21 protein-coding genes and 1 pseudogene are annotated in these 26,506 nt (G+C 62.2%); 7 read left to right on the top strand and 15 right to left on the bottom strand.

Features of this window, described 5'->3' with window-relative positions; genetic code table 11:
• Positions 1 to 179 precede the first annotated feature (179 nt).
• From QMK47_RS27045 to creD, 5 genes are all read left to right on the top strand, one after another.
• On the top strand, positions 180 to 686 hold the full coding sequence (locus tag QMK47_RS27045; RefSeq protein ID WP_024618699.1) for an ATP-dependent zinc protease: 507 nt from the start codon (positions 180 to 182) through the stop codon (positions 684 to 686).
• Positions 687 to 755: 69 nt separating this feature from the next.
• Entirely contained in the window at positions 756 to 1,436 is a 681-nt protein-coding gene (gene creB, locus QMK47_RS27040) for a two-component system response regulator CreB (protein WP_024618700.1), read from the top strand.
• Positions 1,436 to 2,854 (top strand): two-component system sensor histidine kinase CreC, encoded by a 1,419-nt coding sequence (creC, locus tag QMK47_RS27035; RefSeq protein ID WP_320389550.1) that lies wholly within the window; start codon positions 1,436 to 1,438, stop codon positions 2,852 to 2,854. The genes creB and creC overlap by 1 nt, the downstream gene beginning before the upstream one ends.
• 171 nt (positions 2,855 to 3,025) lie before the next feature.
• Entirely contained in the window at positions 3,026 to 4,000 is a 975-nt protein-coding gene (locus QMK47_RS27030) for an alpha/beta hydrolase (RefSeq protein WP_320389549.1), read from the top strand.
• Positions 4,001 to 4,054: 54 nt separating this feature from the next.
• On the top strand, positions 4,055 to 5,428 hold the full coding sequence (gene creD / locus QMK47_RS27025; RefSeq protein ID WP_258689561.1) for a cell envelope integrity protein CreD: 1,374 nt from the start codon (positions 4,055 to 4,057) through the stop codon (positions 5,426 to 5,428).
• Positions 5,429 to 5,611: 183 nt separating this feature from the next.
• Here the strand turns inward: creD and QMK47_RS27020 are convergent, their stop codons facing one another.
• The 9 genes and pseudogenes from QMK47_RS27020 to QMK47_RS26980 form a co-directional block, all read right to left on the bottom strand.
• Positions 5,612 to 6,241 carry a glutathione S-transferase gene (locus QMK47_RS27020; RefSeq protein WP_253470029.1) on the bottom strand — a complete coding sequence of 210 codons (630 nt, stop codon included), beginning with the start codon at positions 6,239 to 6,241 and terminating at the stop codon, positions 5,612 to 5,614.
• A gap of 83 nt (positions 6,242 to 6,324) precedes the next feature.
• Positions 6,325 to 7,623 (bottom strand): MFS transporter, encoded by a 1,299-nt coding sequence (locus QMK47_RS27015; protein ID WP_253470027.1) that lies wholly within the window; start codon positions 7,621 to 7,623, stop codon positions 6,325 to 6,327.
• A gap of 204 nt (positions 7,624 to 7,827) precedes the next feature.
• Positions 7,828 to 8,007 (bottom strand): hypothetical protein, encoded by a 180-nt coding sequence (locus tag QMK47_RS27010; protein ID WP_253470025.1) that lies wholly within the window; start codon positions 8,005 to 8,007, stop codon positions 7,828 to 7,830.
• Entirely contained in the window at positions 8,004 to 9,134 is a 1,131-nt protein-coding gene (locus QMK47_RS27005; RefSeq protein WP_320389548.1) for a PepSY-associated TM helix domain-containing protein, read from the bottom strand. Before QMK47_RS27005 ends, QMK47_RS27010 begins: the two co-directional genes overlap by 4 nt.
• Positions 9,135 to 9,354: 220 nt before the next feature.
• Positions 9,355 to 11,793 carry a TonB-dependent siderophore receptor gene (locus QMK47_RS27000; RefSeq protein WP_253470021.1) on the bottom strand — a complete coding sequence of 813 codons (2,439 nt, stop codon included), beginning with the start codon at positions 11,791 to 11,793 and terminating at the stop codon, positions 9,355 to 9,357.
• Between the two features lie 230 nt (positions 11,794 to 12,023).
• Positions 12,024 to 12,998: pseudogene (locus QMK47_RS26995) on the bottom strand (FecR domain-containing protein).
• Positions 12,995 to 13,513, bottom strand: coding sequence for an RNA polymerase sigma factor (locus QMK47_RS26990; RefSeq protein WP_053126008.1), 519 nt, complete (start codon positions 13,511 to 13,513; stop codon positions 12,995 to 12,997). Before QMK47_RS26990 ends, QMK47_RS26995 begins: the two are co-directional and overlap by 4 nt.
• Before the next feature lie 224 nt (positions 13,514 to 13,737).
• Complete coding sequence (locus QMK47_RS26985) at positions 13,738 to 14,445, bottom strand: PolC-type DNA polymerase III (RefSeq protein ID WP_253470018.1); 708 nt, start codon at positions 14,443 to 14,445, stop codon at positions 13,738 to 13,740.
• Positions 14,442 to 16,376 carry a putative nucleotidyltransferase substrate binding domain-containing protein gene (locus QMK47_RS26980; protein ID WP_320390556.1) on the bottom strand — a complete coding sequence of 645 codons (1,935 nt, stop codon included), beginning with the start codon at positions 16,374 to 16,376 and terminating at the stop codon, positions 14,442 to 14,444. Before QMK47_RS26980 ends, QMK47_RS26985 begins: the two co-directional genes overlap by 4 nt.
• Positions 16,377 to 16,634: 258 nt before the next feature.
• On the opposite strand from QMK47_RS26980, the gene QMK47_RS26975 reads away from it, so the two are divergent.
• On the top strand, positions 16,635 to 17,081 hold the full coding sequence (locus QMK47_RS26975; RefSeq protein WP_003206256.1) for a response regulator: 447 nt from the start codon (positions 16,635 to 16,637) through the stop codon (positions 17,079 to 17,081).
• A 206-nt stretch (positions 17,082 to 17,287) separates the two neighbouring features.
• Here the strand turns inward: QMK47_RS26975 and QMK47_RS26970 are convergent, their stop codons facing one another.
• Complete coding sequence (locus tag QMK47_RS26970) at positions 17,288 to 19,465, bottom strand: malate synthase G (protein WP_077507263.1); 2,178 nt, start codon at positions 19,463 to 19,465, stop codon at positions 17,288 to 17,290.
• A gap of 539 nt (positions 19,466 to 20,004) precedes the next feature.
• Between QMK47_RS26970 and QMK47_RS26965 the strand changes: the two genes are divergently transcribed.
• Positions 20,005 to 20,523, top strand: coding sequence for a glycine cleavage system protein R (locus tag QMK47_RS26965; protein WP_253470013.1), 519 nt, complete (start codon positions 20,005 to 20,007; stop codon positions 20,521 to 20,523).
• A 217-nt stretch (positions 20,524 to 20,740) separates the two neighbouring features.
• On the opposite strand, the gene rarD is transcribed toward QMK47_RS26965, so the two are convergent.
• From rarD to QMK47_RS26940, 5 genes are all read right to left on the bottom strand, one after another.
• Entirely contained in the window at positions 20,741 to 21,628 is an 888-nt protein-coding gene (rarD, locus tag QMK47_RS26960) for an EamA family transporter RarD (RefSeq protein ID WP_253470010.1), read from the bottom strand.
• A gap of 205 nt (positions 21,629 to 21,833) precedes the next feature.
• The gene (locus QMK47_RS26955) at positions 21,834 to 22,808 is read right to left on the bottom strand and encodes a serine/threonine protein kinase (RefSeq protein WP_003206247.1); all 975 of its coding nucleotides are present in this window, start codon (positions 22,806 to 22,808) and stop codon (positions 21,834 to 21,836) included.
• A 163-nt stretch (positions 22,809 to 22,971) separates the two neighbouring features.
• Complete coding sequence (locus tag QMK47_RS26950; RefSeq protein ID WP_214509882.1) at positions 22,972 to 24,873, bottom strand: PhoX family protein; 1,902 nt, start codon at positions 24,871 to 24,873, stop codon at positions 22,972 to 22,974.
• 66 nt (positions 24,874 to 24,939) lie between these two features.
• Positions 24,940 to 25,704 (bottom strand): TOBE domain-containing protein, encoded by a 765-nt coding sequence (locus tag QMK47_RS26945; protein WP_320389547.1) that lies wholly within the window; start codon positions 25,702 to 25,704, stop codon positions 24,940 to 24,942.
• Positions 25,705 to 25,762: 58 nt separating this feature from the next.
• A complete protein-coding gene (locus tag QMK47_RS26940; RefSeq protein ID WP_258689556.1) occupies positions 25,763 to 26,503 on the bottom strand; it encodes a ComF family protein in 741 nt (246 codons plus the stop codon).
• Positions 26,504 to 26,506 lie beyond the last annotated feature (3 nt).

The raw sequence follows: 26,506 nt of genomic DNA, 5'->3' as shown, positions 1-26,506 counted from the left end.
CGATCTTTTGATCTTTCGCTTCGGACTCAAGTGTCTTTGGAAAGATCGCAGCCTCGTTTCACTCGACAGCTCCTACAAGGGCCGAGCGGGAGCAAGCTCCCTCGCCACAGGGATGTTTAACCGAACGAATTCGTTGGCCACGGTCTAAAACCCCACTCCCACAATGGAAGCCCTATTGCATGAAATCCCTTCTAGCCCTGCTTTCCCTGGTGGCTCTTCCAGTGCTGGCCGCCGAGCCAACCCTGTACGGGCGCTACGAATACATTGCGCTGCCGGAAATCGGTGGCGAAGTGCTCAAGGCCAAGATGGACACCGGCGCCCTGACCGCCTCGCTGTCGGCCAAGGACATCGAAACCTTCACCCGTGACGGTGATGACTGGGTGCGGTTCCGCCTGGCGACCAAGGATGCGAGCAACAAGGTCTATGAGCACAAGATCGCGCGCATCAGCAAGATCAAGACCCGTTCCGAGGAAGATGAAGAGGACGACGAAAAGATCGCGCCCACCAAGCGCCCGGTGGTCGATCTGGAGTTGTGCCTGGGTAACGTCAAGCGCACGGTCGAGGTCAACCTGACCGATCGCAGCAGTTTCAATTACCCGTTGCTGATTGGCGCGAAGGCGTTGCGTGAGTTCGGGGCGGCGGTGAACCCGGCGCGGCGGTTTACGGCGGATAAGCCGGACTGCTGATTTCCCTGATTGACGTACCCCAAGGCTTGCGGCACCGTTCCGGCAACTTTACTGCCGGGCCCGCAAGTCATGCCTCATATCCTGATTGTCGAAGACGAAGCCGCCATCGCCGATACGCTGGTGTTTGCCCTGCAAGGGGAGGGGTTTGACACCACTTGGCTGAGCCTTGGCGCAGCCGCCCTCGAACACCAGAAAAACACCCCGGCGGACCTGATCATTCTCGATGTGGGCCTGCCGGATATCAGCGGATTCGAGACTTGTAAAAATCTCAGACGTTTCAGCGACGTTCCGGTCATCTTTCTGACAGCCCGGGATGGCGAGATCGACCGGATCGTGGGCCTGGAGATCGGCGCCGACGATTACGTGGTCAAGCCTTTCAGCCCCCGCGAAGTGGCGGCCAGGGTCCGGGCGATCCTCAAGCGCGTGGCGCCGCGGCCGGCGGCGGAGGTGGGCACGGCGTTGTTTCAGGTTGATGCCGATCGCGTGCAGATCAACTATCGCGGCACACCGCTGAACCTCACCCGTCACGAGTTCCGCCTGCTCAATTGTCTGCTGGAGCAACCCGAGCGGGTCTTCAGCCGTGAGCAACTGCTCGATGCCCTGGGCGTGGCCAGCGATGCCGGCTACGAGCGCAGCATCGACAGCCACATCAAGAGCGTGCGCGCCAAGTTGCGCCTGGTCCGGGCCGAGGCCGAGCCGATCCAGACGCATCGGGGCTTGGGCTACAGCTACAGCCCGGGGCACAGCTGATGTCGCTGGGGATCCGGATTTTCCTGGTGTATGTGCTGTTTATCGCCTTGACCGGTTACTTCGTGCTCAACACGGTCATGGAGGAGATCCGCCCCGGCGTGCGCCAGTCCACCGAAGAAACCCTGGTGGACACCGCCAACCTGATGGCCGAGATCCTGCGGGACGATTTCAAGGCCGGCACCCTCAACCAGAATCGCTGGCCGCAGTTGCTCAAGGCCTACGGCGAGCGCCAGCCGGCGGCGACGATCTGGGGCTTGCCGAAAAACCAGGTCAGCCATCGCATCTATGTCACCGATGCCAACGGCATCGTGGTGCTCGACTCCAGTGGCGTGGCGGTGGGCCAGGATTATTCGCGCTGGAACGACGTTTACCTGACCCTGCGCGGCCACTACGGCGCTCGCTCGACTCGCAGCATTGCCGATGATCCGACGTCTTCGGTGATGCACGTCGGCGCGCCGATTCGCGACAACGGCCGCATCATTGGGGTCGTCACCGTCGCCAAGCCCAACAGCTCCTTGCAGCCTTATGTCGATCGCACCGAGCGGCGCCTGTTGATCTATGGCGCCGGCTTGGTCGCCCTGGGCTTGTTGCTGGGCGGCTTGTTGTCCTGGTGGCTCAGCGCGGCACTGCGGCGTTTGACGATCTACGCCCAGGCGGTCAGCCAGGGGCGTCGGGTGGAGGTGCCGCATTATCGTGGTGGCGAGTTCGAGCAACTGGCCGGTGCCGTGGAGCGCATGCGCACGCAACTGGAGGGCAAGGCCTACGTCGAGCGTTACGTGCACACGCTCACCCACGAACTCAAGAGCCCGCTGGCGGCGATTCGTGGCGCCGCCGAACTGCTGCAAAGCGACATGCCCGCGGCCCAGCACCAGCGCTTCGTCAGTAACATCGACAACGAAAGCGTGCGAATGCAGCAATTGATCGAACGCTTGCTCAACCTGGCCCAGATCGAGCAGCGCCAGGGGTTGGAAGAAGAAGTCGCGGTGCCGCTGGCGGCGTTGATGGACGAGCTGCTGGAAGCGCGTGGCGGCTGGATTGAAAGTCGCCAGTTGACGGTTGAGCAGCGCATCGCTACCGACCTGACGCTGACCGGTGAGCCGTTCCTGTTGCGCCAGGCCTTGGGCAATCTGCTGGAAAACGCCCTGGACTTCACCCCCGTCAACGGTCGGCTGCGTATCAGCGCCGAGCGCAACGGGAATCGCGTCGAGGTCCGCCTGTTCAATCAGGCCGCGCCGATTCCCGACTACGCACTGCCACGCCTGAGCGAGCGTTTCTACTCCCTGCCGCGCCCGGACAGCGGCCGCAAGAGCACTGGCCTGGGGCTCAACTTCGTGGAAGAAGTGGTGCAGTTGCATGGGGGGCAATTCAGTATTGGCAATGTCGAGGGTGGGGTTGAGGTGGTGCTGAGGTTGCCTTGAGGGAATTTGATTAATCTTGTTATTGATTAATTTACATAACCATTTTTTAGGTTTAATTTCCCCTCAGCACCGGCGAACAATTTTGTAGACCTGTCAGCAAGCCATGCCTTACGGCGAGATGACTTTCGGTCGGCTGGTCCTATTCGTGGATACACAACCGGGAGCATGAGCATGGTGAGCCTCTGGCAAAAACTGCAGGCCAAGTTGTTGCGCGCCTTCGCCAAGAGAATGAAGGCGAAGTTTACCTACGACGCTGCGTTGTTTCCGTTGCGCGCCGTTGTCGAGCAAACCATCCCGACGCCTTGGGGGGCTGCGCGGGCGCTGTTTTACTGGCCCCATTCGCAGTCCTCGGCAAAGCTGCCGGTGTACTTGAATTTCCATGGCGGTGGCTTTGTCGCCGGGACGCCCGAACACGACGACAGCTATTGCCGTCGACTGGCCCATAACCTGAACTGCCTGGTGGTCAATCTCGACTATGTGCTGGCGCCGGAGCACGCCTTCCCCGCAGGCCCGCGGCAGTGCTTCGCGGTGCTCGAATGGCTGGCCAGCGAAGCCGAAACGCTGGGTATCGATCCTCAGCGTTTCGCAGTCGGCGGCCATAGCGCCGGCGGTAATCTGGCCGCCGCCGTGGCGGGCCTGGCGCGCGGGCACCAGGCGTTGAAGGTGGTGCATCAGTTGATCGACTATGCGGCGCTGGATCTGCACCAGGACCCCGCCTTGAAAACGTCCACCAGTGCCCGGCCACTGCTCAATGCCCGCCTGATGCGCTTCTTCAACAGCTGCTACCTGAGCGATCCGGCACAGGCGCTCGATCCGTTGGCCTCACCCCTGTTGGCGCCGGTCGAGGCGCTGGCGGGGATGCCGGCTGCCACGGTGATCACGGCGCAATACGATATCTTGCGTGCCGAAGGCGAGGCCTACGCCGAGAAGTTGCGCCAGGCCGGCGTGCCGGTGCGCCAACGAATGTTTGAAGGCTGCGACCATATGTTCACCCACCTGGGACCGGACGAGTCAGCCGAGGAGGCCTGGCAGCTGATGGAGGATTCCCTGCGCGAAGCTTTCCAGGCCGTGGACGTGGCGGATGCCGGCGTTCGTGCTCGACACGACGATGGCTGTCTCCACACAATCTCCACAATCGCTCCATAAGCCCAACACACAGCCACCCCAGACTCTCCCTCATTCGAACAGGGAGAGCCCCACATGAACCGCAGTCTCGCCATAAAACTGGGCATGATCGCCCTATTGATTCTCTTGTTGATGATCCCGTTGTTGATGATCAACGGGCTCATTGATGAGCGCCAGGAACTGCGTGACGGTGTGCTGCAGGACATCGCCCGCAGCTCCAGCTACAACCAGCAACTGATCGGGCCGATGATCGTGGTGCCGTTTCGCAAGAGCGTGAAGGTCTGGAATACCAACGAGAAGACCGGCGTGCGTTTCCTGGAAACCGTCGAGCGAGCGGGTGAGTTGTATTTTTTACCGGAGCAGTTTGAACTCGACGGCCAGATCCGCACCGAAACCCGTGCCCGGGGCATCTACGAAGCGCGCTTGTTCCATGCCGATAACCGGATCGATGGCCGCTTCAAGGTGCCTGAGCGCTACGGTGTTGCTGCTAAGGATTTTGCCGATTACCGCTTCGACGAGCCATACCTGAGCGTCGGCATCAGCGATATTCGTGGCATCGAGAATGCGCTGACCCTGACACTCAACCAGCAGACCGTCGACTTCCTGCCTGGCTCGCGGCTCGGCTGGCTGGGGCAGGGTGTGCATGTGCCGCTGCCGATGATCACCGCCCAGGGCGGCCCTGAGTTGACCTTCGGTTTCGACCTGCGCCTGCAAGGCACTGGCGAGTTCCAGATTCTGCCAGTGGGCAAATCCACCAAGGTGCACCTGTCGGCTGACTGGCCGCATCCGAGCTTCATCGGCAACTACTTGCCCACCAATCGTGAAATCAATGAGCAGGGTTTCAGTGCCGACTGGCAGACGTCGTTTTTCTCCACCAACCTCCTGGAAACGCTGCAAGCCTGCGAACCGAGCGATAGCTGTGAAGCGTTCCGCAGCCGGGCCTTCGGGGTGAGCTTCATCGACCCGGTGGACCAGTACCTCAAGAGCGACCGGGCGATCAAATATGCGCTGCTGTTTGTCGCCCTGACCTTCGCCGGCTTCTTCCTTTTCGAGGTACTCAAGAGCCTGGCGGTGCACCCGGTCCAGTACGCCTTGGTGGGCGTGGCGCTGGCATTCTTTTACCTGCTGCTGTTGTCGCTGTCGGAGCACATCGGTTTCACCCTGGCGTACTTGGTGTCGGCCAGTGCCTGTGTATTGCTGATCGGGTTCTATGTCTGCCATGTGTTGCGCAGCGTGAGCCACGGCCTGGGATTCTCGGCAGGGCTGGCGGGCTTGTACGGTTTGCTCTACGGCCTGTTGAGCGCCGAGGACTACGCGCTGTTGATGGGCTCGCTGTTGCTGTTCGGCCTGCTGGGCGTGTTCATGGTGCTGACCCGCAAGCTGGACTGGTACGGGGTTGGCGCGAAGCCGGCGGCGGCGATGAGCTTTGATCTGGGAGAGGTGAAATGAGCCGGTCGCTGGGGTTGCGTGAGGATCAGCGGGTGCGGGACGTGTTGGTGATGCGCATTGCTGGGTTGTTTCCTTTGGATCCGGTGCGCTGCCATCGCGAGCAAGCTCGCTCCCACAAAGAGCGCCACGGTCCCCTGTGGGAGCGAGCTTGCTCGCGATAAGGCCGGCACAGCTAACGCAAAGCTAAACCCTGGGCACCGTCTCAATCATCGAAGGCCGCAGACTGACCTCGGCAAACCACGCCGCCAGTTGCGGATTGGCCTTGCGCCATTCCAGGTCCGGATGGCGCAGGTCGAGGTAGCCCAAGGCACAGGCCGCGCTGATGGAGGCCACGTCGAAGTGGCAGGCCAGCTCGGCAATCGCTTCGGCTTCGAGCATGCCCAGGGCCCGGCGAATCTTGTCCCGTTGCGCATCGAGCCATTCGTCCCAGTGTTTTTCCACAGGGCGTAGCGCGGTTTCGTAGCGGATCATCACGGCCGCATCCATGATCCCATCGGCCAAGGAGGCCAGTGTCAGGCGCCGCCAGCGTGCTGCACCGTCCCGGGGGATCAGCGGGTTGCCGACGTGCTGGTGATCGAGGTAGTCGAGGATGACGCGGCTGTCATGGATCACCGTCCCGTTGGCCAGGCGCAGGGCCGGGATCTTGCTCAACGGGTTGTCATCGATCAGCGCCCGGTCCGGCTTGACCGGCGAGAGCTGGCTGAGCTGCAACGCCACGCGGTCTTGCTGGCCGGTTTCGTGCAGCAGCACCAGGACCTTGCGAACGAAGGGCGAAGCGGGGTTGTGGAACAGCGTCATGCTGGGGGTGGACATGGCAACGTCTCGATCAGTGGGGCTTGCTGCGCAGCATAGCGCTTTCGTGCGACCGAGCCGAAGGGGCCCGGCCGCAAGGTGCCTCAGACGGCCGGTTGCAATGCTTGCGGCTCGGACGACGGCGTTGCCGGTTGGTGCTTGAGTTCCCGGGCGACAGTCCAGACGATGAATGCGGCGATGATATCGAAGATTGCCAGCAGCACGAACAGTGGGCTGTAGCCGATCTTGGTCACCATGACGCCGAACAGCAGCGTGAAGGCGGCGGCGCCCAGGTAACCGAACATCCCGCCCATGCCGGTGGCGGTGGCGACTTCATTCTTGCCGAACGAATCGGACGTGATGGCGTACAGCGCGCCGGACAGGGTCTGGTGGGCAAAACCGCCGACGCACAGCAGGGCGATGGCGGTGTAAGGGCTGGCGACCAGGCCGATGCAGGCTGGGCCGATCATGCAGGACGCCCCGAACAGCAGGACCATTTTGCGCGAGGTAAACAGCGACACCTTGCAGTATTTATGGAAGAACGGGCTCAGGTAACCGCCCAGCACGCAACCCAGGTCGGCGGCCAGGAACGGCAGCCAGGCGAACATTGCGATCTCCTTGATGTTCATGTGCCGCTCGGTCATCAGGTACAGCGGGATCCAGGCGTTGAACGTTTGCCAGGCCGGCTCGGAGAGGATCCGGGCGCTGGCGATGGCGTAGAAGTTGCGGCTGGCGATGATGCGTTTCCAGCTGCCTTTCTTCGGCGTCGGGTCTTGGAAGTGCGCTTCCTGGCCGCTGAGAATGTAATCACGCTCGGTGTCGCCCAGGAGCTTCTGGTCGCGCGGATGCTTGTAGAAGATCAGCCAGAGAAACGTCCAGGCCACGCCCAGGCCGCCAACGATCAGGAACGCCAGCTCCCAACCACTGTTCAGGATCGCCCAGACCACGAGCGGCGGAGCCAGCACGGCGCCGATTGAGGAACCGATGTTGAACCAGCCGATGGCCACCGAGCGTTCCTTGGCCGGGAACCATTCGGTAGAGGTCTTTACCGCAGCCGGCAGCCCGGCGGCTTCCGTCAGGCCAAGCAGCCCGCGGAAAAATGCCAGGCCCTGCCAGCCCGATGCCATGGCCGCTGCGGCACAGGCGATGGACCAGGCGAACGCGAAAATGGCGAAACCCATCTTGGTGCCGATGGCGTCGATGATGTAGCCGGCCACCGGTTGCATCAACGCGTAGCAGATCTGCCAGGCCACGACGATGTGGGAATACTGCTCGGTGGAGATGTTCATTTCGCTCATCAGGGTGGGAGCGGCCACCGAGAGGGTATTGCGAGCCAGGTAGTTGACCATCAGGCCGGCCGTGACCAGGCCAACCATCCACCAGCGGATGCCTTTGATTTTCATCACTTCACCATCAATTATTTTTGGATTTGGTGTCGCATGTTGTGTTGTAGGTTGTCGTACAACATGCGCCTTTATAGGAGGGCAAGGAATAATTTGTCAACAAATATGTCAAAGGCTGGGCGGTCTGAAACAACCGGCGTGTCTGCAGTTGTCGTATGACGAGGAGGGCGGGCGCTCACTTTGGCAAATGCGCGCCCGGATGACTCAGCGGCGAGGGATCAGTCCCCACACCGCCAACACGGAGGGGATGCCCAACCCCAGCCAACTGACGGCGTCCCACACACCGTCACCCAGCAATGCACTGAAGAGCCCGGCGGCGCAAAGAACGCCGATCACCACGGGAATACCAAACACCTTCCAGAAACTCGATTGCCGAGGCCTCACGAGAGGACCTGCGCACCAACGGTCGCACGCTTGGCCGCTTTGCGTCGCACCAGCCACAGGTAAACGCCGCTGCCGAGGACGATGATGGTCAGTACATCGAGAGTCGCCCAGAAGATCTGCATCGGCCGGCCACCGTAGTCGCCGAAGTGCAGCGGCAGGGACAGGCTCATGACGTCCATGTACCACGGCCGTTCGGCGACGGCGGTGACGTCCAGGGTAGTGGCATCGATCAGCACCGGCGTGAGCAGGTGCGAGGTCAGGTGGGTGTCACCCTTCATGAAGACGCTGTAGTGGTGCTCGCTGGAGAACAGCGTGCCGGGGAAGGCGATGAAACTCGGCTCCATGCCCGGCGCGACGTCCTTGGCGATGTCCAGCAGCCGGGTGGCCGGCGCCAGTTGGGTCAGCGGCGGGGCGTCGCGGTAGGGTTCGACCATGGCGCTGAGGCTGTCGTTGCGCCACGCGGCGATGATCAGGTCGGCGCACGCGGCGATCACGCCAGTGACGCCCACGGTCAGCGCCCAGACCAGTGTGACCACGCCGATCAGGTTGTGCAGGTCGAGCCAGCGCAGGCGCGTGGATTTGTCCTGGCGCACCGTGGCGAACTTCAAGCGGCGCATGAACGGCAGGTACAGGACCACCCCGGAGACGATGGCAATCACGAACAGCAGCCCCATGAATGCCAGCAGCAACTTGCCCGGCAGCCCGGCGAACAGGTCCACGTGCAGGCGCAGCATCACCATCATGAAACCGCCATTGGCCGAGGGCATTTCCAGGGCCTCGCCGGTACGCCCATCGAGCATGAAGGTGTGGGAGGAATTGGGTTCGGTGCCCGGTGTCGGCGCCATGATGGTGATGACGCCGTTGGGATCGTCATCGTCCCAGCCAAAATACTGGACCACTTCACCCGGGCGATGGGCCTTGGCTTTTTCCACCAGTTGCTGCAGGTCCAGCGGCGGCGTCTCGGCGGGCATTTCCCGAAGCTGCGGGGCATCGCCCAGCAGGTGTTCGATTTCATGGTGGAAGATCAACGGCAGCCCGGTGATCGCCAGCATCAGCAGGAACACCGTGCAGATCAGGCTGGTCCAGGTGTGGACGAAGGACCAGCGGCGGATGGTTTTGCTTTTCATGAGCGATCCGGATGCAAGAGGGCCACTGGGGCTATATCGCTGTTCATTGGGGACAGCCATTGTGGCGAGGGAGCTTGCTCCCGCTGGATTGCGCAGCGATCCCAAGCTTTTGGGGCTGCTACGCAGCCCAGCGGGAGCAAGCTCCCTCGCCACGGTTTTCCTTACATGAACAGCTTTGCCAACTGAGCGCCCTCAAAAGGTTTATGCAAATGCCAACCGTTTACCATTTGTAATTCACGCTGGCGACGACGTTGCGTTGGTCGCCGTAGTAGCAGTAGAAGCCGTCGCAAGTGGACAGATAGTCCTTGTTGAAGAGGTTCTTCGCGTCCACCGCCACCGTGACCCCCTTGAGGGTCTTGTTCAGACGGCCCAGGTCGTAATGGGCCGAGGCGTCGTACACGGTGTAGGACCCGACATGACCCCAGTCGGTGTTGGTGGTGTTGCCGTAGGTGTCGCCGACATAACGCACACCGGCGCCGACACCAAAGCCATCCAGCGGGCCGTTATGCCAGGTGTAGTCCGCCCAGGCGGTGGCCTGGTTGCGCGGGACCTGGGCCATGCGCTTGCCTTTTTCCGCCGCCGTGCCCTTGGTGATTTCGCTGTCGTTGTAGGTGTAGGAACCGATGAGCTTGAGGTTGTCGGTCACGTCGCCCGAGGCTTCCAGTTCCAGGCCACGTACCTGGACTTCGCCCACCTGGCGGGTGACGTTGTTTTCGGTGACGGAGTTGTTTTTCTGGGTCAGGTCGAACACCGCAGCGGTCAGCAGGGTCTTGGTGCCGGGTGGCTGGTACTTGATACCCGCTTCGTATTGTTCGCCTTCGGTGGGTTTGAACGCTTCGGTGCTGTTGACGGTTGAACCCGCTGCTGCCTGGAACGACTGGGCGAAGGAAATGTAGGGCGTCACACCGTTGTCGAAGACGTAGCTCAACGCCGCGTTGCCGCTGAATTTCTTGTCGCGCTGGGTGTTGGTGACATTGTTCTGGTTGTGGAACTCGGTGCCGGTATGAATCCAGTCTTCACGACCACCGAGGGTCAGGCGCCAGTTATCCAGGGCGATCTGGTCCTGGACGTACAGGCCGGTCTGGTTGGTTTTCTGGTTGTAGTCGTACATGGTGAAGTACTGGACGTTGGAGAAATCCTGTCCGTAGATCGGGTTGTGGATGTTGCTGGTCGGCACGCCGGTCGAGCCCCACAGCCAGCGCGAATTGCTGTTGGAGCGCTGGTGGTCCAGGCCCAGCAGCAGGGTGTGGCTGAGGGTACCGGTCTGGAAATCGGCCTGGAAATTGTTGTCCACGGCGAACTGGCTGATGTCTTCGTCAATGACGCTGGCACTGCGCTTGACGGTGCCATCGGCGCTCACCGCTTCCTCAGGCCCCGCCGGCCAGAATTGCCCGCCAGCGGAAATGCCTTGGGTTTCCAGGTCGCTCTTGGTGTAGCGCAGGTTCTGGCGGAACTGCCAGGTGTCGTTGAGGCGATGTTCAAACGCATAGCCGAGGGCGTAGTAGGTACGGTCGTAGAATTCCCAGTCCGGGTCGCCGAGGTTCTTGTGGTGGGAAATCTTGCCCGCTGGCGAGGAGAGCTTGGTGCCCTGCAACGGCAAGAACTGCCCGGTGATGCCGGTGTCGTCACGGGTGTACTGGGACAGGAAGGTCAGGCGGGTGTCGTCGTTGATGTTCCAGGTCAGGCTTGGCGCGAGGTTGTAGCGCTTGTCCGGGATGTGATCGACCTGGGAATTGCTGTCGCGCACGGTGCCGCTGAGCCGATAGAGGAACTGGCCTTCGTCATCGACCTTGCCGGTGCTGTCGAAATTGATCTGTTTGTGTTCGTAGCTGCCGGCCTGCAACTCGACTTCATTGCTGCTTTCGACCTGTGGCCGACGGCTGACCATGTCCAGCATGCCGCCCGGGGGCGTCTGGCCGTAGACCGAAGAGGCCGGGCCACGCAGCACGGCGATGCGCTCAAGGTTCCAGGGCTCGATTTTCGGGGTGATGTAGTTGCCCTTGGGCAGCGGCAGGCCATCGAGGAATTGGGTCGGTATGAAGCCACGGACCAACAGCCAGTCGTTGCGCGAATCCGAGCCGTAGCCGCTGCTCTGCACACCGGCGGTGTAGCGCAGGGCGTCATTGAGGTTGAGGACCGAACGGTCTTCCATCTGCTGGCGCGTGACCACCGAGACTGAACGCGGCAGTTCGACAATCGGCGTATCCGTCTTGGTCCCGGCGGCGGTGCGGGTGGCGACGTAGCCCTCGGTCGGGCCCCACGCGGTTTCGCTGAGGCCTGCACCGATCACGCTGGTTTCCGGCAAGGCCATGACGCCTTCAGGCACCGCCACCAGGCTGTAGGTGCCGGCGCCGCTTTGCTCCAGTTGCAGACCAGTACCGCGCAAGGCCTCGCGCAATGCGCCCGTGGCGTCGAACTGGCCCTGGACCGGGGCCGAGGTCTTGCCCGAGGCCAGGGACGGATTCAGGCTCAGGGCGAGACCGGCCTGGCTGGCGATCTGGTTCAGGGTGCTGGCCAGTGGTGCGGCAGGCAGGTTGTAGGTGCGCACGCTCGAGGCCTGTTCGGCGGCCAGTAGCGGGCCGCTGGCGAAGGGAGTGGCGAAGGCAATGGCGATTGCCAACAGGCTGGGGCGCAACAGGGTGTCTAGCGGGCGGGACATACGGCGGCTCCTGAATGGAAATATTTCTCAATTGCCTGGGTGCCGGATGAAAATTGGAAAGTGATAGGGGTGGATGAAAATAATTTAGATTCGTTTTGCTGGTGGTGGATTTGTGGTGGGGCGAGTGGCCTCATCGCGAGCAAGCTCGCTCCCACAGGATGACTCGTGGCCCACCCGATCAATGTGGGAGCGAGCTTGCTCGCGATGAGTCCATCACTGACACAACGTCGTCAGGGCTTGGCTTCAGCCCGTGGCCCCACCACCACCCACCACCGCGTGTGATGCTCGACCTGCACCGGCAAGGTCGGCAGCAGGGCGGTCAAGGCCAGGTCGGTGTCGTGCAGCGGGAAACTGCCGGTGATGCGCAGGTCTGCCACTTGTGGCACAACCCCCAAGTAGCCATGCCGGTAACGCCCCAGTTCGTGGACCAGGTCTTCAAGGCGCGCGTTGTCCACCACCAGCATGCCGCGGGTCCAGGCATCGGCGCCGGGGTTCAGGGCAATGGTCGGCCCGAGTCCGTCGCGGCGCATCAGCACTTGTTGGCCTTCGCGCAGGATCTGTTCCTTGTCCGTGGCCTGCGGATGCGCGGCCACAGCGGATTTCAACACGCTCAGGCGCGTGCCTTCGTCTTCACGCTTGACCAGGAACCGTGTGCCCAAGGCGCGCAGGCTGCCTTCACGGGTCTCGACGATGAACGGGCGCGGGTCGTCGTGACCGGTTTCCACCAGGATCTCGCCTTCCTGCAGGACGATGCGGCGCTGCTTGTCATCGAAACGCACGTCCAGGGCACTGTGGGTGTTGAGGTTGATCAGCGTGCCGTCGGCCAAGCGCAGGGTGCGCTGTTCGCCTGTCGCGGTGCGCTGATCGGCCAGCCAGTAATCCAGCGGCAGGTAACGATCGCCGGCAAACAGCGCCAGGCCGATGACCGCGATAACGCTGGCCAGGCCGCTGCTGACCTTGCGTAGCCGGCGGCGAATGCTCACCCGCGATTGCAGCAACGCGGCGCGCGCCGGTCCGTTGGCCACACTGAAGCGCTGGTCAAGCATGCCCAGCTGCCGCCAGGCCCGGGCGTGTTCTTCGTCGGCGGCATGTCATTGGGCGAAGGCTTCACGCTCCTGGGCACTGCTCGAGTCCAGGGACAACTGCCAGGCAATGGCAGCATCCAGCACGCTGGCCGAGACCGGTTTGGCATGGGCCAGGCTCATGTCGGCTCACCATAAAGTGCGATGTAGCACTGTCGGATGCCTTGGGCCAGGTACTGCCGTACGCGTGGCACCGAAACCCCCAGGCGCTCGGCAATTTCGGCGTGGCCGAGGCCGTCGAGGCGGTTATAGAGGAAGGCTGCGCGGGCCTTGCTCGACAGTTTGCCGAGCAGGCGATCGATGGCCTTGAGGTCTTCGAGGATGATTTGCTGTTCTTCCACCGAGGGCTGCTCGGCCTCGGGGATCAGCATCAGTTCGGTGAGGTAGGCCTGCTCCAATGCCGCTCGACGGAAATAATCGAACAGCAGGCCCTTGGCGATGGCCACCAGAAACGCCCGTGGCTCGCGGGGCGCCTTCAGCTCCTCGCGACCCAGCAAGCGCACGAAAGTGTCCTGGCTCAGGTCCTCGGCCCGGTGCGCACACGCCACGTTGCGTCGCAGCCAGGCCAATAGCCAAGCGCGATGGTCGCGGTACAACGCACCAACCAAATCACTATGAGGACTGGGGACTGACGACACCAAGCATCACCGACGTTTTAAGTAACGAGAATTGTTCGCGATTGTGGCAGAGGCGGAGGCGGGAAAGCAATTGGCGCTGGTCGGGACCCGATCTGTGGGTCTAATGAATCTGTGGGAGCAAGGCTTGCCCGCGATGCAGGCGACTCGGTTTGGCTGTCAAACCAGGCGATGCCATCGCGGGCAAGCCTTGCTCCCACAGGTAAACCACCCTCGGAGCAGAGGATTTAGAGCGAAGGCGCCTGCTGTCGCCGTTTCCACTGGCTCAGGCGTTGTTGCAGGTCAAGCGGGCTCAGGATCTGTTGCTGGCGGGCGCGGCTGAACAGGATCAGCGCCAGTTCTGCCGTGGCCAGGGCATCGGCACTGGCGTTGTGGCGGTCGAAGACTTGCAGCTTGAACCAGTCGATCCACTCGTCCAGGCCCGACTTGCGCAGGTTGGCCTGGGGGCAAAGCATCGGGGCCAGGTCCGCCACGTCGAGAAATGAATGCTGCAGGCGATAACCCAGGTAGTCTTTCAACGCACGCCCGAGCATGTGGGAATCGAACGGCGCATGAAAGGCCAGCAGCGGACTGTCGCCGACGAACTCCATGAACGCCAGCAGCGCCTCGGCCGGGTCGCTGCCGGCGGCAATGGCGCTGGGCGCCAGGCCATGGATCAGCACACTGGGCCCGAGTTTCTGCTTATCGCATTGCAGGGTGCGTTCGAACTGCTGGCTGAAGTCGATGGCGCCGTCTTCGATGACCACCGCGCCGATGGACAGCACCTGGTCCTTGTTCAGGTTCAACCCGGTGGTTTCCAGGTCCAGCACGACCCAGCGTTGTTCCCGCAGCTCGCCTTCACCCAAGGCCGAAGCCGTCGGCAGGCGTTCCAGGCGCCTTTGCATGTCTTCGGACAACATTGGCTGGGCTGGGCGCAACCAGGAAAAAATGCTCACAGCTGATACCTCACGGTCAGGCTGCTTTGCAGGCGTTGGGCCTGGCGCAGGGATTCGCGCAGGATGCGTCGGTCCAGATGGTTGAGGCTGTCGGGGTCGACGCGGTTGGAATAGGGCAGGTTCTCGCGGGTTTGCAATTGGTGTTGCTGCATGCGGGTCTGTTGGATGAAGTGATAGGCCTCTTCGTAGGCTGCGCCATCGAGCGGTTCGATCACTTGCTTTTCGACCAATTGCCGCAAGCGTTCCAGGGTATTGTTGGCTTCGATGCCGTTGGCCAGCGCCAGCAGACGAGCGCCGTCGACGAAGGGCGTCAGGCCTTGCACTTTCAGGTCGAGGGTGGCCTTTTCGCCGCTCTTGCGACTCAGTACGAAATCCCTGAAACGCCCCACGGGCGGGCGATGACGCAGCGCGTTGTCGGCCATCATGCGCTGGAACAAACGATTGTCGGCCACTTGATCGAGGACCTGCCGGCGCAACTGCTCGCAACCTTGCTCATCGCCCCAGACCACCCGCAGGTCGAAATAGATGCTCGAGCCCAGCAGGTTTTCCGGGGTTGCTTCGCGAATGAAAGCCGAAAAACGCCGGGCCCATTCAGCGCGGGACAGGCACAGCTCGGGGTTGCCGGCCATGATGTTGCCCTTGCACAAGGTGAAGCCGCACAAGGCCAGGCTCTGGTTGATCTGCTGGGCGATGGGTAGCAGCAGGCCGCGGATCTGCGCGGCATGGGCGGCGTCCCGGGCCTCGAACAAAATGCCGTTGTCCTGGTCGGTGTGCAGGGTTTGTTCGCGCCGGCCTTCACTGCCAAAGCACAGCCAACTGAACGGCACGCCTGGGTCACCTCTGTCGATCAGGGTCAGCTCGATGACCCGGCACACGGTGTGATCGTTGAGCAGGGTGATGATGTGGGTGATCTGGGTCGACGACGCGCCGTGGGCCAGCATGCGCTCCACCAGTTGCCCGATCTCGCCGCGCAGGGCCACGAGGTTTTCCACCCTGGGCGCGTTGCGGATGGTCCGGGCCAGGTGCACCAGGTCGACGCGCTGCAAGGAAAACAGATCGCGCTCCGACACCACGCCACACAGGCGTTGGTCCTTGACCAGGCAGACGTGGGCGATGTGCCGTTCGGTCATGGCGATGGCCGCGTCGAAGGCGCTGTGGTCCGGCGAGAGGAAAAACGGTGCCTGAGTCATGTGTCCTACGATGGCTTGGGAAAAATCCCCGGACCCATCGGCCACTACCTGCCGCAGGTCGCGCAAGGTGAAAATTCCCACCGGGGCTTTCTGTTCATTCACCACCACGATGCTGCCGACCTGCTGGTCGTGCATCAGCTTCACGGCTTCGCGCAGCGGCGTGTCCGGGCTGCAACTGACTGGATGGCGCATCGCTAGTTCGCCCAGCCGGGTGTTGAGGGAGTACTGGGTGCCCAGGGTTTGCGCCGACTTTTGCTGGACCTGTTGGTTGACCTGGTCGAGCAGGCTGCTGACCCCACGCAGGGCGAAGTCGCGAAACGGGCCGGACAGGGCGAACAGCTTGATGAAGGCCAGTTTGTTCAACTGCAGGCAGAACGTGTCTTCGCCGGCCCGGTGCTCGGTGCGCGTGGCTCGTTCGCCCAGCAGCGCGGCGAGGGGGAAACATTCGCCGGTGGTGATTTCGAAGGTGGTCTCGGTACCACCCTTGGCCGTATGCGGACGCTCGCCCACCACCCGGCCTTGCTTGACGACGTAGAAGTGCTCCACCGGGCCGTCGGCTGGTTTGATGATGGTTTCGCCCGGCGCATAAAAACGCAGCAGGCATTGCTCCACCAGATAGGCCAGGTGGGCGTTTTCCATCTGGTTGAACGGTGGGAAGCGCTGGAGAAACTGCAGTGTCCCCTGGATGTTTTGCAACACCGCGGTTTTCCCTGCCTGGGTGAAGGCGTCCGCTTTTTTCATAACCATTACGCAGTCTTTTTTGAATTGTTGTGGTCGATCTGTTCTCCCATGGTCGGCCCCTCAGCGCGGAGTGCCCATTGGACGTAAGTCTAGGTCGCCGCCTAGGGGTGGGCTTACGGAAAAATCCTACGCCAAGTGTCAGAAAAATCTTCATTAAATGTTCTTGGAAAAAAATCCGACGAAGTGCACATTGAAGCGCCGCAGAACGATGTCTGACCACTGTGCCAGGGGATCGATTTAAAGAACGTAGAGAGCACCATGTCCGACCACGATATTTTGAGTGACGCCGAGCGCGAGGCGCTGAGTGCCGTCATGCTGGAACCTGACCTGCCGCCGCAGCGCGTCTTGATCGTCGATGACGACAAGGACGCTCGTGAGCTGCTGTCGGAGATCCTGGCGTTGGACGGGATTCACTGCATGACCGCCGCCAGTGGTGAAACGGCACTCAAGATGCTGGAAACCAAGCCATCGATTGGCCTGTTGATCACCGACCTGCGGATGGGCAATGTCGATGGCCTGGAACTGATTCGCCTGGTGCGCGAGTCTCCGCGGGCGGCGCTGCCGATCATCATCGTGTCGGGCGATGCCGACGTGAAGGACGCCATCGAAGCCATGCACCTGAGCGTGGTGGACTTTTTGCTCAAGCCGATCGATACCGACAAGCTGCTGGGGTTGGTCAAGCATGAGTTGGGGATGGATCTTTAAGATCGTCTGTGGGAGCAAGGCTTGCCCGCGATGCAGGCGCCTCGGTTCACCAAGGACCGCGCTGTCTTCATCGCGGGCAAGCCTTGCTCCCACAGATAAATCCCTTGCCGCAATGACTCAAGCATCAGCCAGGGCTTGGTGATTTTGCAATGAAAAAGCCCTGATCGTTCGATCAGGGCTTTTTTTGTGCCGCGCCTACCGCTCAATCACAACCCATTGGCTGCCTTGAACTCACGACGACGACGGTGCAGCACCGGCTCGGTGTAGCCGTTAGGCTGCTTCGTGCCTTCGATCACCAACTCGACCGCCGCCTGGAAGGCGATGTTGCGGTCGAAGTCTGGTGCCAGCGGACGGTACAGCGGGTCGCTGGCGTTCTGGCGGTCGACCACCGGCGCCATGCGCTTGAGGCTTTCCATCACCTGGTCTTGGGTGACGATGCCATGGCGCAGCCAGTTGGCGATGTGCTGGCTGGAGATACGCAGCGTCGCACGGTCTTCCATCAGGCCGATGTCGTTGATGTCCGGCACCTTGGAGCAGCCCACGCCCTGGTCGATCCAGCGCACCACGTAGCCAAGGATACCCTGGGCATTGTTGTCCAGTTCATTCTTGATCTGCTCCGGTGTCCAGTTCGGGTTGACGGCCAGCGGGATGGTCAGGATGTCGTCCACCGATGCACGCGCGCGCTTGGCCAGCTCGGCCTGGCGGGCGAACACGTCGACCTTGTGGTAATGCAGCGCGTGCAGGGCCGCGGCGGTCGGCGAGGGAACCCATGCGGTGTTGGCGCCGGCCAGCGGATGAGCGATTTTCTGTTCGAGCATCGCCGCCATCAGGTCCGGCATCGCCCACATGCCCTTGCCGATTTGCGCACGGCCTTGCAGGCCGGTGCTCAAACCGATGTCGACGTTCCAGTTCTCATACGCGCCGATCCACTTCTCGGCTTTCATGTCGGCCTTGCGCACCATCGGGCCGGCTTCCATGGAGGTGTGGATTTCGTCGCCGGTACGGTCGAGGAAGCCGGTGTTGATGAACACCACGCGCTCGCTGGCGGCCTTGATGCAGGCCTTGAGGTTGACCGTGGTACGGCGCTCCTCGTCCATGATCCCGACCTTGAGGGTGTTGCGCGGCAGGTTCAGCACGTCCTCGACGCGACCGAACAGCTCGTTGGTGAACGCGGCTTCTTCCGGGCCGTGCATCTTCGGCTTGACGATGTACACCGAGCCGGTGCGGCTGTTGCGACGGCTGGTGTTGCCGTTGAGGCTGTGGATCGCTGCCAGGCTGGTGATCAGGCCGTCGAGGATGCCTTCCGGCACTTCGTTGCCGTGCTTGTCCAGGATCGCGTCGATGGTCATCAGGTGGCCGACGTTACGCACGAACAACAGCGAGCGGCCGTGCAGGGTCACGCTCGAACCGTCGACGGCGGTGTAGACACGGTCGGGGTTCATGGTGCGGGTGAACGTCTGGCCGCCTTTGGCGACCTCTTCAGCCAGGTCGCCTTTCATCAGGCCGAGCCAGTTGCGGTAGATCACCACTTTGTCATCGGCATCGACGGCGGCGACCGAGTCTTCGCAGTCCATGATGGTGGTCAGCGCAGCTTCCATCAGGATGTCTTTGACGCCGGCGGCGTCGGTCTGGCCAACCGGGGTGCTGGCATCGATCTGGATTTCGAAGTGCAGGCCGTTGTGTTTCAACAGCACGGTGGTCGGTGCCGAGGCATCGCCCTGGAAGCCGATCAACTGGGCATCGTCACGCAGGCCGCTGTTGCTGCCGCCCTTGAGGGTGACCACCAGTTTGCCGTCGACGATTTTGTAAGCGGTGGAGTCGACATGGGAGCCGGCCGCCAGGGGCGCGGCTTCGTCGAGGAAGGCACGGGCGAAGGCGATGACCTTGTCGCCGCGGACCTTGTTGTAGCCTTTGCCTTTTTCCGCGCCATCGGCTTCGCTGATGGCATCGGTGCCGTACAGCGCGTCATACAGCGAACCCCAGCGGGCGTTCGATGCGTTGAGGGCGAAGCGGGCGTTCATCACCGGCACCACCAACTGCGGGCCGGCCATGCGGGCGATTTCGTCATCGACGTTTTGGGTCGTAGCCTGGAAATCCGCCGCTTCTGGCAGCAGGTATCCAATGTCTTGCAGGAAGGCTTTGTAAGCCACGGCGTCGTGGGCCTGGCCGGCACGGGCCTGGTGCCAGGCATCGATCCGCGCCTGGAAATCATCGCGTTTGGCGAGTAGGGCTTTGTTCTTCGGCGCCAGGTCGTGGATGACCTTGTCGGCACCGGCCCAGAACGCGTCGGCGGTGAGGCCGGTTCCGGGAATGGCTTCGTTATTCACGAAGTCGAACAGGACTTTGGCGACCTGCAGGCCACCGACTTGAACGTGTTCAGTCATTGCTTGCCTCACTCTGCTCAGCTATTTCGCTTTTCAGCTCTTCGATTTTGACAATGAAGCCTCGGGCCATTTAAAGCACAAACCCCGGAACCAGTACATGCCATCGCTGGCGGCTGGGTGGCAAGCCTTGCTGACGGGGCTTTTCAGGGATGCGACTGCGCCTTAAGCAGACATCGGTACAACGTTATGTAGTGCTCGCTGCGGCATACTACATGATCAATTGCGGTTGTGAAAATTAGACTAATTGCGTCGTTCCGCGACCGACTAAAGTGTTACGGTCACGTCGGGACACGGAATGTTCTCAAAAAATAGATGGATTGTTCCAGATAAATCTTAAGGTTTGTACACGATATGCCTGGTTTCATCCTGTGGGAGCAGAGCTTGCTCGCGATACAGGCGCCTCGGCTTCAGAGGGATCGAGTTGTTTTCATCGCGAGCAAGCTTTGCTCCCACAGGGGTGAGGTATAAATTCCCAGGTCCACAGTCTGCTCGCAGATCAGCTGCCTATACTGTCCGTTCCACAACAAGAGGACTGCGCCATGGACCACCTCGTCATCACTGTTTTCGCCCCGGACAAGCCCGGGCAGGTCGAGCGCATTGCCGATTGCATCGCCGAGCATGGTGGTAACTGGCTGGAAAGCCGCATGTCGCGCCTGGCTGGGCAGTTTGCCGGGATCCTGCGAATCGGCGCCCCCGCCGAGGTCCATGAGGAACTGATCGAAGCCTTGCAGGGGCTATCGACTCACGACATCCGCGTGTTGATCGCTGAAAGCGCCCTTGAGGAGTCCTGCACCTGGAAACCCATCACCATGGAGTTGGTGGGCAACGACCGTCCCGGCATCGTGCGGGATATCACCCGGCTGTTGAGCGAGCAGGGCGTCAATGTCGAGCGTCTGGTGACCTACGTCCGGCCGGCGCCGATGAGCAGCGAGCTGCTGTTCCACGCCGAAGCGATCCTGGGAGTGCCGTTGACCCTGTCGCTGGAGACGTTGCAGGAACGCCTGGAGACCCTGGCCGATGAGTTGATGGTGGAACTCAATCTCAGCGACGAAGCGTGACGCAGGTTATCCAAGGAAAAACTGCGCCTGCCTGTGGATAACCTGTAGAGACCCGGCTCCAGCCCAGGCTCGCCGGAGCTTAGCGGTCGATGATCAAAAAATCACCAGTTTTCAAGGGCTTGTGCACAAACGGCGGGGATCACGCTGTGGATAACCTTGGGAAGGATAAGCGCAGGCCACGCCAGACGTGGCCTGTAGAGGTTTGTGCGTTTTTTGATCAGCTGCGCCGACGCATGCTGATCACGGCATCGACGCTGTACACCGCCAGCCCGGCCCAGATAAACAGGAACGCCACCAGTGTGCTGGACGACAGGTGCTCACCGAACAGCGTCACGGCGAGCAGCAGCACCAGCGTCGGCGCGATGTACTGGAGAAAACCGATGGTGGTGTAGGGCAAATGCCGTGTTGCGGCGTTGAAACACACCAATGGCACCAGCGTCACGGGGCCGGCCGCCACCAGCCACCAGGCTTCGGAGGTGGTCCAGAATGCCGCCTGGGCACTGGTGGCCGTGGGATTGAACAGCAACCAGGCGATGGCGATCGGCACCAGCATCCAGGTTTCCACCACCAGCCCCGGCAATGCCTTGACCGGTGCCTGCTTGCGGATCAACCCGTAGAAGCCGAAGGTCAGCGCCAGCACCAGTGACACCCACGGCAGGCTGCCCACTTGCCAGACCTGCTGCGCCACACCGACCGCCGCCAACCCCACCGCCAGCCATTGCATGCGGCGCAGGCGCTCGCCGAGGATCAACATGCCCAGCAATACGTTCACGAGCGGGTTGATGTAGTAACCCAGGCTGGCTTCGAGCATGCGTTCGTTGTTCACCGCCCAGACGTAGGTCAGCCAGTTGGCTGCGATCAGTGTCCCGCTCAGGGCGAGGATCGCCAGGCGCTGTGGGTTGTCCCGCAGTTCGCGCCACCAGCCCGGGTGTTTCCAGACCATCAGCAACGCCGCGCCGAACAAGGCCGACCACAGTACCCGGTGGATGATGATTTCCACCGACGGCACGCTGGCGATGGCCTTGAAGTAGATCGGGAACAGACCCCAGATGATGTAGGCACTCAGGCCCAGGATGTACCCGCGACGCGGGTTGGCGGCTTGCATGCAGAATCCTTGCTTAGGCAGCTAACAAAGGAGTGATTGTAAGGAGATTTGTCTGGTTGTGCTGTGAACCTTTGTAAGGGTTTCACCGCAAACCTTGTGTGGGAGCGAGCTTGCTCGCGATAGCGGTGTGTCAGTCGACAGAGGTGTCGAATGTTCGATCGCCATCGCGAGCAAGCTCGCTCCCACAGGGGGACCAGCAGTAGGGTCAGAACAGCTTCAACGGCTCTTCATTGAGCGCTGCCAATTGCTCGCGCAATGCCAGCACCTGGTCGCCCCAATAGCGTTCGCTGCCGAACCACGGGAAGCTGCGCGGGAACGCCGGGTCGTCCCAACGCCGCGCCAGCCAGGCGCTGTAGTGCATCAGGCGCAGTGCCCGCAGTGGCTCGATCAGCGCCAGTTCACGCGGGTCGAAGTCGTGGAACTCACGGTAGCCGTCCATCAGTTCCGACAATTGCCCCAGGCATTCCTGGCGATCGCCGGCGAGCATCATCCACAAGTCCTGCACCGCTGGGCCCATGCGGCAGTCGTCCAGGTCGACGATGTGGAACACCTCGTCGCGGCACATCATGTTGCCCGGGTGGCAATCGCCGTGCATGCGGATGTTCTGGTGGGGCGTGGCGGCGTAGACCTCTTCGACGCGCTTGAGCAGGTCCCGGGCGACCGACTCGTAGGCCGGCAGCAGGCTACGAGGGACGAAGCCGCTTGCCAGCACGGTGGCCAGTGAATCGTGGCCGAAGTTCTTCACGCCCAGGGCTTCACGATGTTCGAACGGACGGGTTGCCCCGACTGCGTGCAGGCGCCCGAGCAATTGTCCCAGGCGATAGAGCTGATCGAGGTTGCCCGGCTCCGGTGCACGGCCGCCGCGACGAGGGAACAGGGTGAAACGAAACCCGGCGTGTTCGTGCAGGCTGGTGCCGTTGTGGATCAGCGGCGCGACCACGGGCACTTCGTATTCGGCCAGTTCGAAGGTAAAGCTGTGCTCTTCCAGGATCGCTTCGTTGGTCCAGCGCTGGGGCCGATAGAACTTGGCGATCAGCGGCTCGGAATCTTCGATGCCGACCTGATAGACGCGGTTCTCATAGCTGTTGAGGGCCAACACGCGGGCGTCGCTGAGGAAACCGATGCTTTCAACGGCATCGAGTACCAGGTCGGGCGTGAGGGTTTCAAACGGATGGGACATGCTGACTCCTGCGCAGCGGCAGGGCTGCCGCGTCCGGCCCAGCATGGTAGCGCAGACAGAGGCAGATAGGTGGTGGCTGTGCTGAAGCTATCGCGAGCAAGCTCGCTCCCACACGGATAGTCGGATCCACTGTGGGAGCGAGCTTGCTCGCGATGGGGCCCGATCAGGCGCCGATGACCCCGCCATCCTCACGGGTAATCACCATCACCGAAGACCGTGGCTTGCCGTTGGGCAAGTGTTCAGGGAAGGTCGAGCCGCCGTTTTCCCCTGGATGCTGGATCCCGACGAACAAGGCCTTCTGGTCTGGCGCGAAACTGATCCCGGTCACTTCGCAGCCCACCGGCCCGACCATGAAGCGGCGGATTTCGCCACTGTTGGGGTCGGCGCAGAGCATCTGGTTGTTGCCCATGCCGGCGAAGTCCCCAGCGTTGCTGGAGTCACCGTCGGTGAGGATCCACAACCGGCCAGCCTTGTCGAAGCCCAGGCCATCGGGGCTGTTGAACATGTTCTGTGGGGTGATGTTGGACGACCCGGCTTTCGGCGTGCCGGCGTGTACCGTCGGGTTGCCGGCGACCACGAACAGGTCCCAGTCGAAGGTCTTTGACGCGTGGTCGTCGCGGTCGGTGCGCCAGCGCAGGATCTGCCCGTAGACGTTCTTGGCCCGAGGGTTTGGCCCGTCTACCGGTTGGCCGTCTTCGCCACGCTTGGAGTTGTTGGTCAGGGTGCAATAGACCTGACCGTCTTTCGGGCTGACCACGATCCACTCAGGGCGGTCCATGCGGGTGGCGCCCACGGCACTGGCGGCCAGGCGCGCATGGATCAGCACTTCGGCCTGGTCGGCAAAGCCGCTGCTGGCGTCGAGGCCGTTCTTGCCGTGGGTCAACTCGATCCACTGGCCCTTGCCTTTGGGGTGGTCCGGGTTGCCGTCGCCGGCATCGAAGCGCGCCACGTACAAGGTGCCATGGTCCAGCAGGTTGCGGTTGGCCTGGGCATTGCGCGGGTTGATGCGCTCGCGGCTGACGAATTTGTAGATGAACTCACCGCGTTCATCATCGCCCATGTACACCACGGCGCGACCGTCATTGGTCTGCGCCAGGGCGGCGTTTTCGTGTTTGAAACGGCCCAGGGCGGTGCGTTTCACCGGTGTGGATTGCGGATCGAACGGGTCGATTTCCACCACCCAGCCGTGGCGATTGAGCTCGTTGGGGTTCTTTGCCAGGTCGAAGCGCGGATCGTACAGGTGCCAGTTGATCTCGCGGCTGGTGACGGTGGCGCCATAGCGCTTTTGCGCTTCATCGAACTGCAAGTCGGACTTGCTGCTGCCGAAGCAGTCGGTGAAGTTTTCTTCGCAGGTCAGGTACGTGCCCCATGGCGTCATGCCGTTAGCGCAGTTCTGGAACGTGCCCAATACTTTCTTGCCGCTCTTGTCGGCACTGGTTTTCAGCAGGTCGTGACCGGCGGCCGGGCCGCGCAGGCGAATCGGCGTGTTGCCGTGGATCCTGCGGTTGTAGCGCGATTCCTGGACGAACTGCCACTGGCCGCGACGACGCTGGACCTCGATCACTGACACCCCTTCGCTGGCCTGGGCCTTGTGCACGTCTTCGGCCGATTGCGGCTGGCCGCCGTGGGGGAAGAGGTAGCGGTAGTTGGTGTATTCGTTGTTGATCGCCATCAGCGCCCGGTTGTTGTCGCCGGGGAACGGGAACAGGCTCATGCCGTCGTTGTTGTCGCCGAACTGCACTTCCTGTGCGCGGGCGGTGCCGTTGCCACTGGGGTCGAAGGCCGGTGCATTTTTCTGCAGCGGCTGGCCCCAACTGATCAGCACCGAGGATTTGTAGCCTGGCGGCAACGTGATGGTGTCGGCCGTGGCGGCGGCGATGCTGTTGAAACCCAGCAGGCGGTTGTTGCCTTCGCTCACGGCGGCGGCCAGGACGCTGCGGCTCAGCAGGTTGCCGCCCAGGAACATCGCCGCACCGCACAGGGCGCCGGCGCTGATGAAGCTGCGCCGGCTCAGGCCGACGATCTTTTCCAGGTCGGTGGATTGGTTTTCTTCTAATAGGCTCATCTCAGGCTCCCTGCTGGTTTTGGCAGTCACCTTAAAGCGGGTCGATGAAGCTTTTGTTGCAGCACGCTACAGCGGTGTGCCGAGCAGTACATTTGTCGCTGAAAACGTCACTTGTACGGGGGAGCCGGCTTCCAGATTCTGCTTCAGCAACTGACGCGGGTCGGCCAGGGCGCACAGCGTCTGACCGTTGGGCAGGCTGATGCGCACTTCGCTGGGGCCGTCTTTTGCGGCGTCGACCTGTTCGATCATGCCGCGCAGCGTATTGATACCCGGTTTTTCCGCTTGCTCGACAGGGTGCAATTCCAGCCAGCCAGCCTTGATCAGCGCCACCACGTCGGTGCCGACATCCAGCTCCAGGCGCAGCGTGCTGTCGTGGGTGATCTGGGCTTCGATGACCAGGCCCCGGGCCAGCTCCAGGCGTACCCGGTCGTTGTGCCCCTGGGCCTCGATGCCCAGGACCTTGCCATGCAATTGATTACGGGCGCTGGTGCGCAGCATCAGGCGACTGAGCAGGCCCAGGTCGCTGGCGTCCTCGCTTGCTTCCAGCAGTTGCGTCTGCAGTGCTTGCAGGCGCAGATACAGACGCAGCACGCGTTGGCCTTCCTCCGACAACTTGGCGCCGCCACCGCCCTTGCCGCCAACACTGCGCTCCACCAACGGTTGGTCCGCCAGGTTGTTCAACTCATCGATGGCATCCCACGCCGCCTTGTAGCTCAGGCCCGCGCTCTTGGCGGCGCGGGTGATCGAGCCTTGTTCGGCGATGTGCTGTAGCAGGGCGATGCGTTGTGGTCGCCGAACGATGTGCTGGGTCAGAAGCGTGGGCAAGGACATGACGGAAAACTGCGTGCAAAGGTCGATGAGCGGACGTTGGCGCCTTGGGCGCGGCCCGTCAAGCCGACTCTCCGGGTTTCGGCGTGCGCGCCAGGCAGTACACATCGACCCGCGCAGCGCCGGCGTCGAGCAGCAGGGCAGCCAGTGCCTGGGCGGTGGCGCCCGTGGTGAGCACGTCGTCGACCAACGCCAAGTGACGGTTGTGCAACGCAGCCTGGGGCGCGAGGGCAAAGGCCTGGCGCAGGTTTCGCCGCCGAGCCCTGGCATCGAGGGCCTGTTGGGCGGGGGTGTCCTGGGTGCGTCGCAGCAGGTTCTCTTCGCAAGGGATCGCCAACGGCCCACTGAGCCAGCGGGCCAGCAGCGCTGCCTGGTTGAAACCGCGCTGGCGCAAACGGCGGGTCGCCAGTGGCACCGGTACCAGTGCGTCGGGCCGTTCCAGCCCTTCGTCGAAATGATGTTGCAGCGACTGCGCCAGCAGTTCGCCCAGCAGCCGGCCCAGGGGCCATTTCGCCTGATGCTTGAAACGGGTGATCAGGCTGTCCACCGGGAAGTCGTAGGCCCAGGGCGCCAGGACCCGTTCGAAGGCCGGCGGTCGCGAGGTGCATTGTCCGCACCGCAATCCGGCCATGGGCAGCGGCAAGGCGCAGACGCTGCATTGATCACCGAGCCAGGGCAGCTCGCTTTCACAGGGGGTGCAGATAGGCTGCGGCGTATCGGTGCTTTCGCCGCACAGCAGGCAAAATTGTTTATTTTTTAACCAGATGTAAACCGGTCCTTTGTATCGTGGTTGACAGCGCATGAC

The organism is Pseudomonas sp. P9_35 (assembly GCF_034008205.1).
In the GTDB taxonomy this organism is placed as follows: Bacteria; Pseudomonadota; Gammaproteobacteria; order Pseudomonadales; family Pseudomonadaceae; genus Aquipseudomonas; species Aquipseudomonas kilonensis.
This window is presented reverse-complemented; position numbering and strand designations above follow the sequence as displayed.